The organism is Thermus antranikianii DSM 12462, from assembly GCF_000423905.1.
Classification (GTDB): Bacteria; Deinococcota; Deinococci; order Deinococcales; family Thermaceae; genus Thermus; species Thermus antranikianii.
In genome coordinates this window covers 239,667-254,346 of the sequence record NZ_AUIW01000001.1, presented here as the reverse complement: position 1 = coordinate 254,346, position 14,680 = coordinate 239,667, and the positions used below count along the sequence as shown (strand labels likewise).

The 14,680-nt window shown below is 65.2% G+C and carries 16 protein-coding genes and 1 pseudogene; 11 read left to right on the top strand and 6 right to left on the bottom strand.

What is annotated here, in order from left to right:
• Window positions 1-16 precede the first annotated feature (16 nt).
• The 3 genes from G584_RS0101260 (at window position 17) to G584_RS0101245 (ending at window position 1,424) form a co-directional block, all read left to right on the top strand.
• The gene (locus tag G584_RS0101260; RefSeq protein ID WP_028492983.1) at window positions 17-199 is read left to right on the top strand and encodes a hypothetical protein; all 183 of its coding nucleotides are present in this window, start codon (window positions 17-19) and stop codon (window positions 197-199) included.
• A gap of 80 nt (window positions 200-279) precedes the next feature.
• On the top strand, window positions 280-495 hold the full coding sequence (gene rpmE / locus G584_RS0101255; protein ID WP_028492982.1) for a 50S ribosomal protein L31: 216 nt from the start codon (window positions 280-282) through the stop codon (window positions 493-495).
• 350 nt (window positions 496-845) lie between these two features.
• Complete coding sequence (locus G584_RS0101245) at window positions 846-1,424, top strand: thymidine kinase (protein ID WP_028492981.1); 579 nt, start codon at window positions 846-848, stop codon at window positions 1,422-1,424.
• Here G584_RS0101245 and G584_RS0101240 read toward each other — a convergent pair.
• Window positions 1,418-1,825 carry an Hsp20/alpha crystallin family protein gene (locus G584_RS0101240; protein WP_015717323.1) on the bottom strand — a complete coding sequence of 136 codons (408 nt, stop codon included), beginning with the start codon at window positions 1,823-1,825 and terminating at the stop codon, window positions 1,418-1,420. The two genes, G584_RS0101245 and G584_RS0101240, sit on opposite strands and share 7 nt — an antisense overlap.
• Before the next feature lie 18 nt (window positions 1,826-1,843).
• Here G584_RS0101240 and miaA point away from each other — a divergent pair, with 18 nt between their 5' ends.
• The 4 genes from miaA to G584_RS0101220 are packed head-to-tail and all read left to right on the top strand — an operon-like array spanning window position 1,844 to window position 6,029.
• Complete coding sequence (gene miaA, locus G584_RS0101235) at window positions 1,844-2,752, top strand: tRNA (adenosine(37)-N6)-dimethylallyltransferase MiaA (RefSeq protein WP_028492980.1); 909 nt, start codon at window positions 1,844-1,846, stop codon at window positions 2,750-2,752.
• A gap of 7 nt (window positions 2,753-2,759) precedes the next feature.
• Complete coding sequence (gene gatA / locus G584_RS0101230) at window positions 2,760-4,175, top strand: Asp-tRNA(Asn)/Glu-tRNA(Gln) amidotransferase subunit GatA (protein ID WP_028492979.1); 1,416 nt, start codon at window positions 2,760-2,762, stop codon at window positions 4,173-4,175.
• Window positions 4,175-4,918, top strand: a complete 744-nt coding sequence (locus tag G584_RS0101225; protein WP_028492978.1) for a 3'-5' exonuclease — start codon at window positions 4,175-4,177, stop codon at window positions 4,916-4,918. The genes gatA and G584_RS0101225 overlap by 1 nt, the downstream gene beginning before the upstream one ends.
• Before the next feature lies 1 nt (window position 4,919).
• Window positions 4,920-6,029, top strand: coding sequence for a hypothetical protein (locus tag G584_RS0101220; protein WP_028492977.1), 1,110 nt, complete (start codon window positions 4,920-4,922; stop codon window positions 6,027-6,029).
• On the opposite strand, the gene csaB is transcribed toward G584_RS0101220, so the two are convergent.
• From csaB to G584_RS0101195, 5 genes and pseudogenes are all read right to left on the bottom strand, one after another.
• Window positions 5,992-6,996, bottom strand: a complete 1,005-nt coding sequence (csaB, locus tag G584_RS0101215) for a polysaccharide pyruvyl transferase CsaB (RefSeq protein ID WP_028492976.1) — start codon at window positions 6,994-6,996, stop codon at window positions 5,992-5,994. The two genes, G584_RS0101220 and csaB, sit on opposite strands and share 38 nt — an antisense overlap.
• Window positions 6,981-8,681 (bottom strand): DUF5693 family protein, encoded by a 1,701-nt coding sequence (locus tag G584_RS0101210; RefSeq protein ID WP_028492975.1) that lies wholly within the window; start codon window positions 8,679-8,681, stop codon window positions 6,981-6,983. Before G584_RS0101210 ends, csaB begins: the two co-directional genes overlap by 16 nt.
• A pseudogene (locus G584_RS0101205) lies at window positions 8,678-8,830 on the bottom strand (uridine kinase); the annotation flags it as partial. The pseudogene G584_RS0101205 and the gene G584_RS0101210, both read right to left, overlap by 4 nt.
• A 128-nt stretch (window positions 8,831-8,958) precedes the next feature.
• Window positions 8,959-10,089 carry an ABC transporter ATP-binding protein gene (locus G584_RS0101200; protein WP_028492973.1) on the bottom strand — a complete coding sequence of 377 codons (1,131 nt, stop codon included), beginning with the start codon at window positions 10,087-10,089 and terminating at the stop codon, window positions 8,959-8,961.
• A gap of 168 nt (window positions 10,090-10,257) precedes the next feature.
• Window positions 10,258-11,106, bottom strand: coding sequence for a hypothetical protein (locus G584_RS0101195; protein WP_028492972.1), 849 nt, complete (start codon window positions 11,104-11,106; stop codon window positions 10,258-10,260).
• Window positions 11,107-11,227: 121 nt separating this feature from the next.
• Between G584_RS0101195 and G584_RS0101190 the strand changes: the two genes are divergently transcribed.
• From G584_RS0101190 to G584_RS0101175, 4 genes are read left to right on the top strand one after another with little or no spacing between them, the layout of a single operon-like run.
• Window positions 11,228-11,557: an ArsR/SmtB family transcription factor gene (locus tag G584_RS0101190; protein ID WP_028492971.1), complete on the top strand. Its 330-nt coding sequence runs from the start codon at window positions 11,228-11,230 to the stop codon at window positions 11,555-11,557.
• Window positions 11,554-13,209: a proton-conducting transporter transmembrane domain-containing protein gene (locus G584_RS0101185; RefSeq protein ID WP_028492970.1), complete on the top strand. Its 1,656-nt coding sequence runs from the start codon at window positions 11,554-11,556 to the stop codon at window positions 13,207-13,209. Before G584_RS0101190 ends, G584_RS0101185 begins: the two co-directional genes overlap by 4 nt.
• Entirely contained in the window at window positions 13,206-14,060 is an 855-nt protein-coding gene (locus G584_RS0101180) for a respiratory chain complex I subunit 1 family protein (protein WP_028492969.1), read from the top strand. Before G584_RS0101185 ends, G584_RS0101180 begins: the two co-directional genes overlap by 4 nt.
• A complete protein-coding gene (locus G584_RS0101175; protein ID WP_015717309.1) occupies window positions 14,048-14,680 on the top strand; it encodes an NADH dehydrogenase in 633 nt (210 codons plus the stop codon). The genes G584_RS0101180 and G584_RS0101175 overlap by 13 nt, the downstream gene beginning before the upstream one ends.

The window sequence follows — 14,680 nt, the reverse complement described above, 5'->3', positions numbered from 1 at the left end:
GGAGTAAAGTGAAGGCGTGAGGCTTCCCTGGTACCTGCCCCTTCTCCTCCTCTTTTTCGCCCTGGTGGGGCTTGGGGTTTTGGGGATTCTCTGGCTCCTGGCGGTTTTGGGCCTGGGGGTAGGGGTGTTTTGGGTGGCCTGGGAGCGGCTACGCCGCCGCCTCTTCGGACCCAGGTGGCGCCGCCTGCCCCCGCCTTGAGGTTGCGGGATGCCCCGGGGTCCTGGTAGAGTAGGAGATGGTTTTGCGCACGGCCAAGACCGTGCGAAAGGAGGCGAAACGTGAAAGAAGGCATCCACCCCAAGCTGGTTCCCGCCCGCATCATCTGCGGTTGCGGCAACGTCATCCACACCTACTCCACCCGCCCGGAGATCCACGTGGAGGTCTGTAGCAGCTGCCACCCCTTCTACACGGGGCAGCAGCGCTTTGTGGACACGGAAGGCCGCGTGGAGCGCTTCCAGCGCCGCTACGGGGATTCCTACCGCAAGGGACGGTAAGGGCAGGTTTTTGGTCTGCGGCGAGGCCCTTTAAGGCCTCGCCGCTTCTGTGGTTAGGGTCAGGAACAAGGTTGCCCGTGGCGGTAGCCTTCGGCTTATTCCCAGCACTTCTATTGGGGAGGGGGGCAGGTGTGCTTTGATCGTCCCCACTTCCCCAAGATCGCTCCCTCCGCTAGCTCCCCGTCATACGCGTGGGCCAGGGCCTCTTCGTGGGGGTTCAGGGGAGGGGGGGTGGCGGAGAAAGGCCAGGGCCTCCTCATCGGAGCCTTCCTCCAGCGTCCTCCGAACCCGGTCCAAGGCACCCATTTTGGAGAAAGTATACCCTATGCCCGGGTAGAATCTGGGCCAGGATGCCCCCGGTACTGCACCGCCAGGGTTGGATTGAGGTTATCACCGGGCCCATGTTCTCGGGCAAGAGCGAGGAACTCATCCGCAGGGTCAAGCGGGCCCTCATCGCCCGGCAGCGGGTTTTGGTGTTCAAGCCCCGGCTGGACACCCGCTACCACGAAAGCCAGGTGGTGAGCCACGACGGCCAGCGGGTAGAGGCCATCCCCGTGGGCGAGGCCAGGGAAATTGAGGCGTACCTATCCCCCTTGCCCCAGGTGGTGGCGGTGGACGAGGTCCAGTTTCTGGATGCCGGCCTGCTCCCCTTGGCGGAGGATCTGGCCCGCCAGGGCGTACGGGTGATCCTGGCGGGGTTGGATTTGGACTTCCGGGGTGAGCCCTTCGGCCTCATGCCGGAGCTTTTGGCCCGGGCGGAGTTCGTGGAGAAGCTTACGGCCATCTGCGCCCAGTGCGGGGCTCCTGCCACCCGCACGCAGCGCCTGGTGAACGGAAAGCCCGCCCGCTACACGGACCCCGTGATCCTGGTGGGAGCCAAGGAGCACTACGAGCCCCGTTGCCGGGCCTGCCACCAGGTGCGCTACTGAGAGAGGGGCAGGGGAGCCCCTTTGCGCTTCTTGAACCGTACCTCCAGTACCCCCTGGCGCAGGCTGGCCTGGGCGGTGCCCTCCTCGATGGGGCCGGGCAGGTCCAGGGTGCGGCGGAAGGTGCCCATGGGCCGTTCCTCCAGGAGGTAGACCCCGGGCAAGGGATGGCGGATCCCGGCCAGGGTGATGCGGCTTCCCTCCTCCAGAAGCTCCAAATCCTCGGGGCGCACCCCGGGGAGGTCCACGAGGAGGACGTAGTGGTCCTCGTCCTCGAGGAGGTCCACCTTGGGGGTCCAGGCGGCGGGTTCCTCCCCTGTGAGCTGGTAGGCCAGCTCGGCGATGCGCTCCTGTAGCTCTTTCAGCTTGCGCAAGGTCTCCAGGCGGTCTAAGCGCTCCAGCATGCCCTTAGCATAAGGGATGTGGAGGCGATCCCGGTCCTGGCGGGCCCCACGGGGAGCGGGAAGACCCTCCTGGCCTTGAGGCTTGGGGAGGAGCTTCCCCTCGAAGTGGTTTCCGCCGACGCCACCATGGTCTATCGGGGCCTGGACATCGGCACGGACAAGCCCAGTCCGGAGGAAAGGCAAAGGGTTCCCCATCACCTGGTGGACATCCTGGAGCCCTCCGAAGCCCTGAGCGTGGTGCGCTGGGTGGAGCTGGCGGAGGCGGCCATCGCCGATATCCTGGCCCGGGGAAAGGTGCCTTTGGTGGTCGGGGGGACGGGGTACTACATCCGGGCCCTTTCCCAGGGGCTTCCCACCCTGCCCCCGCCTGATCCAGAGGTCCAAGAGGCCCTTTGGCGGGAGCTCGAGGAAAGGGGTCTTGAGACCTTGGTGGCCGAGCTTTCCCGGGTTAGCCTGGAGGATGCCCTGCGGGTGGATAGGAACCCCAGGCGGCTGGTGCGGGCCTTGGAGGTGGTAAGGCGCACGGGAACGCCCCCTGCCCGCTTTCCCCTTCGCCCACCCCGGTTCGCCTACAGGAAACTGGTTCTCTGGCCTGAGCGCACCTGGCTTTTTCCCAAGCTGGAGGAAAGAGCCAGGCGCCAGTTCGCCCGGGGTCTGGTGGAGGAGGTGAAGCGCCTGTTGGAGCGGTACCCCGCCATGCCGACCGCCCTTCAGGCCATCGGCTACAAGGAGGTGGTGGGGTACCTTCAGGGTGCGTACAGCCTGGAGGAAGCCCTGGCCCGGGATATCCGGGCGGTGAAGGCCTACGCCAAAAGGCAGTACACCTGGTTCCGCCACGAACCCGGGGACGTCACCTATTTGCCGAGGGGAGGGGAGGAGGCTTACCGGGGCTTTCGGGACTGGCTTGATCTCCACTTCGGGCTATAGTAGGGGCATGTTGGCCCACGAGATCCGCGCCAAGGTGGCGCAAGGGGAGGTATCTCCCCTGGAGGTGGCCCAGGTTTACCTGGAGCGGATCCGCTCCTTGGACCCAGGCCTTGGAGCCTTCCTCACGGTAAACGAGGGGGTGCTGGAGGAGGCCCGTTCCCTGGATCCTTCCCTTCCCCTTGCGGGGCTTGTCGTGGCGGTTAAGGACAACATCGTCACCAAGGGAATCCCTACCACGGCGGGAAGCCGGCTTCTGGAGGGTTTCCTGCCCCCTTACGAGGCCACGGCGGTGGCCCGGCTAAAGGCCCTTGGCGCCCTGGTCATAGGCAAGACCAACCTGGACGAGTTCGGGATGGGTTCCTCCACCGAGCACTCCGCCTTTTTCCCCAGCCGGAATCCCTTTGACCCCACCCGGGTGCCCGGGGGGTCCAGCGGGGGAAGCGCGGTGGCGGTGGCGGCGGATCTGGCGCCTTTGGCCTTGGGGTCGGATACCGGGGGAAGCGTGCGCCAGCCTGCGGCCTTCTGCGGGATCTACGGCCTTAAGCCCACCTATGGCCGGGTAAGCCGCTATGGCCTTATCGCCTACGCCTCGAGCCTGGACCAGATCGGCCCCATGGCCCGCTCGGTGCGGGATCTCGCCCTGATCATGGATGCCATCTCCGGTCCCGATCCCTTGGACGCCACCAGCCTGAACCTGAAGCCCCGGTTTCAGGAGGCCCTGGCGGAGCCCCTGCCCTCCTTGCGGCTTGGGGTGGTGCGGGAGGCCCTTTCCGGGAATAGCCCCGGGGTGGAGGGGGCTTTGCGGCAGGCCTTGGAGGTTTTCCGGGGGCTTGGCCTTCAGGTGAAGGAGGTCTCCTGGCCTTCCCTGCCCCTGGCCCTAAACGCCTACTACATCCTGGCCCCTGCGGAGGCCAGCTCCAACCTGGCCCGTTACGACGGGACCCTTTTCGGCTATCGGGCCGAAGGGGAGGAGCTGTGGCGGGTGGTGGAGGAGACGCGGGCCCGGTTTGGCCTCGAGGTGAAGCGCCGCATCCTGGTGGGCACCTTCGTGCTGTCCAGCGGGTACTACGAGGCCTACTACGGCCGCGCCCAGGCCTTCCGCAGGCGGCTTAAGGCGGAGGCCCAGGCCCTTTTCCAGGAGGTGGACCTCCTCCTCCTCCCCACCACCCCCCATCCCGCCTTTCCCCTAGGAGGCAGGCCCGATCCCCTGGCCATGTACCGGGAGGACCTCTACACCGTGGGGGCTAACCTGGCGGGCCTCCCCGCCCTATCCTTCCCCGCCGGCTTTGAGGATGGCCTTCCCGTGGGCCTTCAGCTTTTCGCTCCCTGGGCGAGGGATGAACTCCTCCTGCAGGCGGCCTTGGCTTTTGAAGAAGCTACCGACCGGGCTTTCCTTCGTACCCCCTTGGGCGAGGCTTTGTAGTGGAGGCTTTCTTTCGCCACCGTTTGGCCACCCGTTTGGCCCGAAGGCTCAGGGCCGAGGGCAGGCCCTTGCCCCTTCCCGCCCTGGGGGAAGCCCTGGGGCTAAGGGGTCCGGTGGAGCCCGTGGTGCGGCCCCTCTTAGACGGGCGCTTCCGCTTGGGGGAGGAGGTGGGGCTTTGGGAGTGGCACTACCCTTTCCCCTATCCCGGGGAGGCGGTGGTGGTCTTGGACCTGGAGACCACCGGGCTTTCCCCCGGCCTCAACGAGGTGATCGAAGTGGGCTTGGTGCGGCTGGAGCAGGGAGAGCGCAGGAGCTTTCAGAGCCTGGTGCGCCCGAGCCGCCCTCCCAGCCCCTTTATCGAGAGGCTTACGGGGATTCGCGCTTGGGAGCTGGAGGAGGCTCCTTCCCTCGAGGAGGTTCTGGAGAAGGCCTACCCCCTCTTGCGGGGGGCCACCTTGGTCATCCAAAACGCCAGCTTTGACCTGGGGTTCCTGCGGCCTGTCCTGGAGGGCATGGGCTATTCCCTGGAGAACCCGGTGGTGGACACCCTCCGCCTGGCCAAAAGGGCCATGCCTGGCCTCAGGCGCTACGGCCTGGACGCTCTTTCCCAGGTCCTGGAGCTTCCTCCCAGGGAAGCCCACCGGGCCCTTGGGGATGTGGAGCGCACCCTCGCCGTGGCCTACGAGGTGTATTATATGCTCACTTCAGGGATTCCCCGTCCCTTGGTGGACCTCGGGAGGTGATATGACCGCACGCTATGTGCTGACCAGCACCTGTATTCAAACGGGAACCATGGCCCTAACCGTCTCCCTCCGCCAGCATCTCCTCGGCAAGGAGCGGGTGCGCTTCGTGGACGAGGATGGGGAGGTGTACGAGGTGGAGGTGGACTGGAAACAGGGGGTGGTGCGGGGGCTTCTGCCCTACTACCAAAAGCGCCGCCTTGCCGTGAACGAGACCATCCTCCTCCACTTCCGCGGGGAGGAGGTGGAGCTCAAGGCCACCCCTAGGGGCCTCCCCCGGCTTGGGCAGGCGGAGTCCAGGGAGCCTGCCCAGCCCGAGAGGCGGGAGGCGAGGCCGGCTGCTTCCGGGAAGGAATCCAAGGAGATAGGGGATCCCAAGCCGGAGAAGCGGCGGGTACGGGTGACACCCTATCCCAAGGAGGTGCTTTTCCCCAACGAGCCGCAAAGGGCCTTGGAGCCCCCTGGGGTTACCGAGGACTTGAGGCGGCTTGGCTTCCTCCTGGAAGGTGGCCCGCCGTGGGTGTACAAAGCCCCCTTGGGGCGCCGCCAAGTGCTTCTGGTGTTGCTGCGTCCGGGGGAAGGGGAGCCCAGCCTGCTCAAGTCCTACCGCCAGCAAGGGGCGTACGTGGCCATCCTGGCGCCGGAATCCCAGAAGGAAGGGGTGCCGGAGGGAGTGGGATACCTTTCCCCGGAGGCGGTGAGCCGCCTGGTGCGCCTTAAGGCCCGCTTTCCCCTTTCGCCTTTGGACCTGGAGGACCTTCTTCGGGAAGGTTTTGTGGACCTCGAGGCGGTGGAGTCCCTGGAGGACCGGCTGGTGGCCGAGCTTTCCGAGCGCGGGGCCTTCGCCGCCTTCCTCCTCTTGCTTTCCCGCAAGTCCATGGGGGAGGTGTTTTTGCTGGCGGATCTGGAGGCGGAGGCCTTGGAGGAAGGCCTCATCCCCGAGGTGGTGCGCCAGGGGGTGGAGGTGCTTTCCCAGCCTCCCTTCCTTGTGCTCAAGCGCCTTTCCCCAGGGGAGTTCCTCTTGAGGCAGGGGGTGGAGGAAGCGCTTTCCGACCTCGAGGCCTTCGCCCAGGGACTTAGGAGCCGCTTGAGCCGCGTCCGTGGGTCTTTTTGACCAGGCTGGCCTCCCCCAGGGCCAGGTCAAAGCTCTGCCGGGCCCTTTCCTTCAGGGCCGCCACCTTTTCCCAGTCGGGGTAGCGGCCGTACATGGCGGCCTTGGAAAGCTTGATGGGATCCCCAGGGAGTTCCTGGTAGTAGGCCCCGGTTTCCTTGGCGAAGGCGGCCACCTTGGGGTCGTAGGAAAGGGCGGCGAAGGGGGTGCCGGCGGCCGCGGCCAGGATGAGGCCGTGCAGGCGCATGGAGATCACGTACCCCGCCTGGGCGGCCAGGTAGAGGACCCGCCTGGGATCGGCGGTCTTCTCCACCCGGTGCAGGCGGAAGATCTCGATGACCTCGTCGTCGTATCCGGGTTGGAGGAGGAGGACCAGCACCCTTCTTCCCTCGTGCACCAGGTGGTTGGCGGTGATGTAGAGGTTGGTGAGGGCTTCCTGGTCCACCCCAGCCCGGGGAATAACGAGAACCAGGTCCTCTTCCCGCTTTACAGGGGGCGGGGTGAGGAGGAGGGCAGGGTCGGCACCCAAGGCGGGGGAAAGGCCCAGATTCTTGGCGTACTCCCAGGAATCCTGGTCGCGAAGGATTATGGGCACGCCCCGCAAGGCCCGTTTCACCTGCTTTTCCCCCCAGGGGGTGAGGGGGCCGAGGGACTGGTTGAATACCACCACCCTCCTGCGGAAGAAGCGGGCAGTCCGGAGCACGGACAGGTAGTAAAGAAGGCTTAGGGAGCTGGTGGCGTCCTGCAAAAGCCCTCCGCCCCCCAAAAGCCAGAGGTCCGCCTGGAGAAGGGCCAAGGGGTTTAGGCGATGGGCGGCCCGGATCCCGTGCTCCTTGGCGGTCTGTTTGGGATCGCCGGAAAGGGCCAGAACCTGGTGCCCCCGGGCCTTCAGCTCCCGGGCGATGGCCTCGAGGATGGCCTCGTCCCCGGCGTTTTTAAACCCATAGTACCCCGCTACCCCAACCACCATGCCCGAAGCCTCCTTACCAGCATAACCCCGAGAAGCCCGAGGGAGAGGCCCAAAAGCGCGCCGTTCGCCACCCGGAAGAAGGAGATGGGAAGGGGGGTGTGGAAGTGGCTGAAGGTGTTTAGGATGGAGGCCACCCCGAGAGCGGCAAGGAAGAGGAGGCCGTTTTGCACCCACTTCGGCCAGGGAAGGAGGAGGGCCAGGGGGAAGAGGGCGTGGCCGAAGACCTCCTTGAAGCGGGGGCGCACCATGAGGTCCTGGAGGAGGCTCCTAAGCTTCAGCTCCAGGTCCGGGACCAAGGGGGCCTCGTTGCCCCGGCGCAGGAGGGCCAGGAGGAGGAGGGCGAGGGCCACCCCTGCCAGGACCACCTCCCCCAGGCGCAGGGGATGCAGGAAAAGCCGGGTCAGGGTTTCCTTGTAGTTCCTGTCTAGGAAGCTGAAGGCCACCAGGAGGGGAGGCACCAGGAGGGTGAGGGAAACGCCCTTGAAGGCTTGCAGCCCCAGGATGGTCTCCGGGGTGGAGCCCAGGGCCGAGAGGAAAACCGTTCCGGCCAGAGCGTAGCCCAGGGTGCGAAGCCACATCCAGAGGCCATTCCTGGGACCCAGGAAGCCCAGCACGGGAAAGACCAAAGCAGCTAGAAGGGCTCCCGCCTGGCTTCCCGCATACCCCAGGGCCAGGAGAAGAAGGAGGAAGGCCACCCCCGGCCCGTACACGGATAGCCCCAGGGCCAAAAGCCCTAGCCCCGATACCACCCCCACCCAGGCGGCCAGGCGGAGGGAGCTTGGCGTGAACTCCCGGACCACGGGATGGCCCAGGGGAATGTGGCTGGCCTCTAGGCCCTCCTGGATCCGCTTGAGGAGGCGCTCCGTGTCCTGGCGGTAGGGGTAGGGCCGGAGGTAGAGGAGCTGGTGGCCCCGTTCCCGGGCGGCCAGCACATACTTGTCCGCGGCCTCCTCGGGGGTCAGGGTGAGCTGCCACTCGTACCGCAGGCTAAAAAGCCTCAGGATGCCCTTTTCCCGGTAGGCGGCAAGCCCGGGCTGAGGCGTGCCCTCGATGAGGGCCACGGGTACCGGGACTCGTTCTCGGGCTTCCTCCAGGCGGTAGGGGTAACCCAGGGCCTCGAGGCCAGCGAAGACCACGGCGTCCGCCTCCTTGGGAACGATGGGCAGGGAAGCATCCAGGCGGCGGTAACGCTGGTTGATGGGGCGGACCGCCACGAAAAACCCAGCTTCCTTGGCGGCCCGGATTTCCTCCAGGGGATAAAAGGCAGGGAAGGCCTGGACATCCAGGGGGAAGCCCAGCCAAGGACCCACCCATTCATGGGGAAGGTCATAGGCCGTCTGTAAGAGCTCAAGAAGTTCCCGATTGCCCCGGAGGTAGTACCAGTTGGGTTTGGCGGGTAGCCCCGCTTCCAAAAGCTCCCTCCCGGTCCGGTAAAGAAGTTCCCCCTGGCCCACCCAGTCCTTCACAAATCGTTCCGGGAAGGCCACCCCTCTGACCCCCAGGGGACGGTAGGACTCCAGCGCCTCTAAAAGGCTTTGCCCTTGGCTTTGGGCCTCCTCCCGCAGGGCTTCTGCATCCAGGAGGAGCACTACAGGGCCTGGCCGCTCCACCCGCAGCCGGGGTAGGAGGGCCAGGAGGGAGGGCACCAAGGCCAGGAGGAGGAGGAGGTGGAGGAACCTTTTCATGCCACCCCCATCTCCGCCAGGCGGGCCAAGGCTTTGGCCTTGAGCATCTCCAAAGCCACCGGGTTTTGCCCGCCACCGGGCAGGGTCACGTCCGCATGCCGCTTGGTGGGTTCCACAAGACCTAGGTGTGTGGGCTTCACCCTAACCAGGGGCCGGGTCGTGAGGGTTTTGCTGCAGGCACCTCCTCCACCGATCCCTATGATGAAGGGCTTATCTTGCCGGCTCACCCTTTCATGATAAGGGCGGGGGAGGACATCCCCCGCCCAAAGGCCTATTCCTAGCGGGCCACCGCTTCCCGTTCCTGGGCGTGGCCGATGGTCTGGTCGCTTTCCACGTCAAAGGCATGGAGGCGGGAGGTGTCGGCCAGAAGCTCCACCCTATCCCCGGGTTTCACCGGAGCGTGGCCGTCCACCTTGGCCACCAAGACCGTGCCGTCCACGCTCACGTGGATCTCGGTTTCCGCCCCTAGGGGCTCGGCCACTTCCACCTCGCCCCGGATGACGTTTTCCTCCTCGGGAATCACCGTGTAGCCCTTAAGGCCCAGGTGCTCGGGGCGGATACCCATCCAGACCTCTTTGCCCCCGTAAGGCCTCAGGGCTTGGGCCAGGACGGGGTTGGCCCGGACCCGGAAGCCCGGGGCCACCAGGTATACCCTTTCCCCTTGCACCTCCACCCCAGCCCGGATGAAGTTCATGGAGGGGCTACCGATAAAACCCGCCACGAAGCGGTTGGCGGGGAAGTCGTAGAGGTTTAGGGGAGTGTCCACCTGCTGGATTTCCCCGTCCTTCATGACCACGATGCGGTGGCCCAGGGTCATGGCTTCCACCTGGTCGTGGGTCACGTAGATGGTGGTGACCCCAAGACGCCTTTGCAGCTTGGCGATCTCCGCCCGCATCTCCACCCGGAGCTTGGCGTCCAGGTTGGAAAGGGGCTCGTCCATGAGGAAGACCTTGGGCTCCCGCACGATGGCCCGGCCCATGGCCACCCGCTGGCGCTGGCCGCCGGAAAGCTCCCGGGGTTTGCGGTTTAGAAGGTGTTCGATCTTGAGGATGCGGGCGGCCTCCTTCACCCGGCGGTCGATCTCGTCCTTGGGGTAGCGCCTTAAGCGCAGGCCGAAGGCCATGTTCTCGTAGACGTTCATGTGGGGGTAAAGGGCGTAGTTCTGGAAGACCATGGCGATGTCCCGGTCCTTGGGGGGCACGTCGTTCACCAGGCGGTCACCGATGTAGATGCGGCCCTCAGAGACCTCCTCGAGGCCAGCGATCATCCGCAGGGTGGTGGTCTTGCCGCAGCCCGAAGGCCCCACGAAGACCACGAACTCCCCGTCCTCGGTTTCCAGGTTGAAGTCCTTGACCGCCACCACCTTGCCGAAGCGCTTCCAAACGTGCTCCAGCCTAACCTTGGCCATGCTTTACCTCCTAAGCCCCGCGCTTTGAGCCCGCAAGGTAGCCCTTCGGGCTGACCTTGGCCCATCGGGGGTTCGGGGGCATTATATACCGCGCTATACAGGAGGGTGAACGGTGCTTGAAGGAAAAGGCCTGGGCTGCCCTTCTGTTTCCCGAGCCTCCAGGGAAGGTCAGGCTTCCTCGAGAGATCCTGGTGACGTTGCGGCGGAGGGCTTGAGCCGGTTCCAGAGAAAGAGGACCAGGTACCCCAGGCCCAGCTCCGGCCTAGGGTTTACCGTTACCGAAAGGGCGAAGGCGTGGAATAGGAGGCTTTCCAAAGCGTGACGAGGGCTGCGCAGGAAAAGCCTTTTGAAGGCGGGTCCTTGCTGTAGGATCAGCGCCCCCAGGTAGGGAAGGTAGAACCAAGGGCCGGTGGCCAGGCCCAAGGCGGAAACCCCCAGGCTGGCAAAGGCCACTCCCCGGAGGAAGGGCAAGGGTTGGAACCCCAGGGGGAGGAGCTGCTGCCACAGGGGTTCCTCTCCTCCTGGCCAGGGGGTTCTTAAGAGGAGGAGCCGCTTGCCCTCGTGCCCTCCCAGGTAGAGGTGGGGCTCGGGGGCTACCCCCAGGGGGAGGAGGTGGGTGGGGTTTTCCTGGAGGGTTTGGTAGAGAAGGGGATCCAGGGGAAGCCCGTCCACCAGGTACCAGGCGTGGGGCTGGCCGGAGAGGAGAAAGCCAAAGGCCCTTTCCACCTTGTGTCCCTTGTGGGCCAGGATGCCGGGCCAGGCCTCCGGGGGTTCAAAGAGGAGGGTTTTCCCCCAAGGGGGAGGATGCTTTAGGGGTTCGGTCTTCAGCGGAAAGCGCACCTCGAGGACCTCCCCCTCGGAGAGGGAAAAGCGGGCCAGGAGGTTCCCCTGGGCCTCGTACACCTCCTCGGGCCGCCGGGAGAGGAAGAGGTTCCCCACTTTCTGCCCGGGAAGGCTTTGGGGCAGGGGAAGCAGGAGGGTTTCCTGCCCTGGGCTTCGGTAGCGGAGGCGAAACATGGGCTCTGGCATAAAGGGGCCGCCGGCGGGACATGATACCACGTGGGGATGTTGACAGGGGGGGCGAGGAGGCCTAAGGTTGAAAGTATGTGGCTATATGCATATAGCCAAAGGAGGAAGTATGCCTAGCATCCTCCACCGCTACAAGGCGGAGTTCTTCAAGGCCCTGGGCCATCCCTTGCGCCTGGCCATCCTGGATGCCCTGCGGGGGGGAGAGCGCTCGGTTTCCGCCCTGCAACGGGAGCTCGGGGTGGAACAGTCGGTGCTTTCCAGGCAGCTTTCCCTCCTGCGGGAGCGGGGCCTGGTGGAGGCCAGGAGGGAAGGGCAGATGGTCTACTACCGCACCCGGGACCCGGAGGTCTACGCCTTCTTGGATCTGGGGCGGCGGATCTTTGAACGGCACCTCGAGGCGGAAAGGGAGCGCCTGGAAGCCCTGAGGGAGGAGGAATGAGCCCCCTTTGGACCTTTTTGCCCTTGGTCCTGGCGCTTCTATCCGTCGGGACCCCGTGGCGTTTCCGGGGGCTTTCCCTCTTCCTGGGCATGGCGGGCCTAGCTTGGGGGGTGCTGGGGGGTATGGGCTGGGCTTCGGGATTGGGCGCTCCTTACCTTTACCTCCTTCTCCTCGGAGCCTTGACCCTGGGCCTTGCTCCCTACCTTCCTGCCTACCTGGCCCATCACCCCCGTGAGGCGCACCTTTATGGCCTTCTGCTTCCCCTTTTCTTGGCCAGCATGGCGGGGGTGGCCTTGGCTTCCCCTGGGCTTGGCTTCCTCTTTTTGTGGGAGGGCATGGCCCTTTTGGGCTATTTTCTCATCGCCCTCGAGGGGCCAAACGCCCTGGCAGGGGCCCGGGCCTTTTTCCTGGCGAGCCGCCTTTCGGGGGCTGGGCTTTACCTGGCCTTCCTGGGGCACGGACATGTGGGGGCTGACTGGGTCTGGGCCGGACTTCTTTTGGGCTTTGGGGTGAAGGCAGCCCTCTTCCCCTTCCACGCCTGGTTGCCCCAGGCCCACCCGGTGGCCATAAGCCCGGTTTCGGCCCTGCTTTCCGGAGCCATGACCAAGCTGGGCCTTCTTGGCTTGTACCAGTCCCAGTACTGGTTCGGTCCACCCCCGCCCTGGGTGGGGTGGGTTTTGCTCCTCTTGGGCCTTCTGGGTGCGGTGTACGCCCTGGTGCGGGGCCTTGGGGAAGAGGACCTAAAGGGCGCTTTGGCCTATTCCAGCGTGGAGAACCTGGGCCTCATGCTTGCCGCCTTGGGGGCCTATTTCCTGAAGCCCATGCCCTTGCTCCTGGGGGCCTTTTTCCTCCATCAGGTGGCCCATGCCCTGTTCAAGGGGCTCCTTTTCCTGGGGGCAGGAGCCCTGGAGGAGCGGCGGATTTCCCACCTGGGGGGGCTTTTTCGCAAGGCTCCCGGACTTGGAGCCCTCGCCTTGTGGGGAATGGGGGTGGGGGCGGGCCTCCCTCCTGGCCCAGTGTTTCTTGCGGAATGGCAGCTTTACCAAGGCTTTTTGCAGGGGCCTTTCCTGATGCCCCTGGCCGCCGGGGCCTTGGCCCTGGTGGGGGCCTTGGCCCTCTACTTCTACGTGCGCCTATACGGGCTAGCCTTCTTGGGCCTGCCTCGAGGCGAGGTTGCCCTGCACTGGACCCAGGGGATGCGCCTCAGTCTTGGGGTGCTGGCGGGGCTCCTCCTCCTTTTGGCCTTGGTGCCCGGGTTGGTCCTGGACCCCCTTGGGGTTCCCACCTACCCCAACTGGCTACTCTTGATCCTTCTTGGGGTTCTGGCTGGGGTGTTTTACCGGGGCCTTCTCCGGATGCCCATGCGGGCCTACGGTACCTGGGACTGCGGTTTCCAGCCCCTCACCCCCAGGATGCAACCCAACGGCCTGGGCTTCGCCGAACCGGCCCTTCGCCTTTTCCCCTTCCTTCGCCTCCAGGTGGGGGAGCATCCTCGTCTAGAGGAACCCTTGGCCGAGGTGTACCCCGGGGTGGGGCGGATTTACGCCCGCCTTGCGGCTTGGGTGCAAACCCTGCAGTCAGGAAGCCTGCACCTTTACCTTCTCCTGCAACTCCTCACCTTGGTGGTGGTTCTGGGGGTGGTCTTGCTATGACGGCGCTCTTGGCCCTGGTGTTGGCTCCGCTTTTTTCGGGAAGCGTCAAGTGGCTGAAGGCTAGGCTTACCCACCGGCAGGGGCTTAGCCCGCTGATGGAATACCGAAACCTGTTCAAGCTCTGGCGGAAGGTCTGGATAGCGCCCCATCCCACCACCCCCCTTTTCCTCCTCGGGCCCATCCTGGCTCTTTTGGGAACCCTGGGAGCCTTGGCCCTCTTGCCCATCCTTCCTGGCCCAACCTTCAAGGGGGACTTTCTCCTCGCCCTTTACCTCCTGGGCCTCGGGCGCTTTGTTCAAATGCTGGCGGCCCTGGATGCGGGTAGCAGTTTTGGGGCCCAGGGAAGTTACCGGGAGGGTGTGGTCACGGTGTTGGCGGAGCCCGGGACCCTTATGGCCTTGGCCGGGGCAGTCCTCTTGGGGGAAGGGTTTTCCCTGAGCGGTCTCCCCGAGCTTGGGGTGGAGAACAGCTTGGTGCTGTTGCTGGCCCTGGCCTCTCTCGCCCTTGGCCTTCTGGCCGAGGGAGCGAGGATGCCGGTGGACGATCCCACCACCCACCTGGAGCTCACCATGATCCACGAGGCGCAGATTCTGGACCATAGCGGCCCTCTTCTGGCCCTGTACGAGCTTGCCGGGTCGCTCAAGATGCTCTTCTATGCGGGGCTCATGGCCTTGTTGTTGCCGGGGTTCAAGCCCCTGGTCTTCCTGGGGGTGGGGGCGGCCTGGGTTTTGGCGCTGGCCTACCTGGAGACCTACGGGGTAAAGCTCCGCTACCTGAGGCTTCCGGACTTTCTTTCGTACAACACCCTTTTCGGGGTGCTGGCGCTTTTGGGGGCGATATGGCGCTTTTAAACACCTTGGTCCTGGCCATTCTGGCCACAGGTTTCCTGATGGTGAGCCGCCGCAGCCTGGACGCCATCATCCGGCTCTACGCCCTGCAGAACATCCTTTTGGCCCTGGTTTCCTTCGGGCTTGCGGGAGGGGAGTTGCACTTCGTGCTGGCCGGCTTGGCCCTCTTTGCGGTTAAGGGGGTGCTCATACCCTGGTACCTGTTCTGGCTGATCGACCGCCTCGAGGTGAGCCACGAGGTGGAGGGGTACCTGTCCGTTTCCCTCTCCCTCCTTTTGGCAGGGCTCCTCACCGCCTTGGCCTTCCGGGTGGGGAAGGCCTTTGTGCTTCCCGAGGCCCCCTTGCCCCAAGGGGTGCCCGTGGCCCTCTCCTTGGTGCTTCTGGGAATCCTTTCCATGGTGAGCCGCAAAAAGGCGATAAGCCAGGTTCTGGGCTTCCTGGCGCTGGAGAACGGGGTTTTCCTCATGGCCCTTTCCGAGAGCCACGGCCTGCCCCTCTTCGTGGAGCTGGGGGTGGCCTTGGATGCCTTCGCTGCCGTGTTCTTGGCGGGGATCCTCATCTTCCGCATCAAGGGGGAAATGGGGCATGTGGATACCGCGAGGATGCGCTCTCTAAGGGGGTAA

Excerpts from the sequence above, each read along its gene's own strand:
- G584_RS0101210 (WP_028492975.1), bottom strand. The coding sequence starts at position 8,681 with ATGAAAAGGTTCCTCCACCTCCTCCTCCTCCTGGCCTTGGTGCCCTCC.
- G584_RS0101190 (WP_028492971.1), top strand. The coding sequence starts at position 11,228 with ATGCCTAGCATCCTCCACCGCTACAAGGCGGAGTTCTTCAAGGCCCTG.
- G584_RS0101195 (WP_028492972.1), bottom strand. The coding sequence starts at position 11,106 with ATGTTTCGCCTCCGCTACCGAAGCCCAGGGCAGGAAACCCTCCTGCTT.
- csaB (WP_028492976.1), bottom strand. The coding sequence starts at position 6,996 with ATGGTGGTTGGGGTAGCGGGGTACTATGGGTTTAAAAACGCCGGGGAC.
- G584_RS0101175 (WP_015717309.1), top strand. The coding sequence starts at position 14,048 with ATGGCGCTTTTAAACACCTTGGTCCTGGCCATTCTGGCCACAGGTTTC.
- G584_RS0101180 (WP_028492969.1), top strand. The coding sequence starts at position 13,206 with ATGACGGCGCTCTTGGCCCTGGTGTTGGCTCCGCTTTTTTCGGGAAGC.
- gatA (WP_028492979.1), top strand. The coding sequence starts at position 2,760 with ATGTTGGCCCACGAGATCCGCGCCAAGGTGGCGCAAGGGGAGGTATCT.
- G584_RS0101200 (WP_028492973.1), bottom strand. The coding sequence starts at position 10,089 with ATGGCCAAGGTTAGGCTGGAGCACGTTTGGAAGCGCTTCGGCAAGGTG.
- G584_RS0101245 (WP_028492981.1), top strand. The coding sequence starts at position 846 with ATGCCCCCGGTACTGCACCGCCAGGGTTGGATTGAGGTTATCACCGGG.
- G584_RS0101220 (WP_028492977.1), top strand. The coding sequence starts at position 4,920 with ATGACCGCACGCTATGTGCTGACCAGCACCTGTATTCAAACGGGAACC.
- G584_RS0101185 (WP_028492970.1), top strand. The coding sequence starts at position 11,554 with ATGAGCCCCCTTTGGACCTTTTTGCCCTTGGTCCTGGCGCTTCTATCC.
- G584_RS0101240 (WP_015717323.1), bottom strand. The coding sequence starts at position 1,825 with ATGCTGGAGCGCTTAGACCGCCTGGAGACCTTGCGCAAGCTGAAAGAG.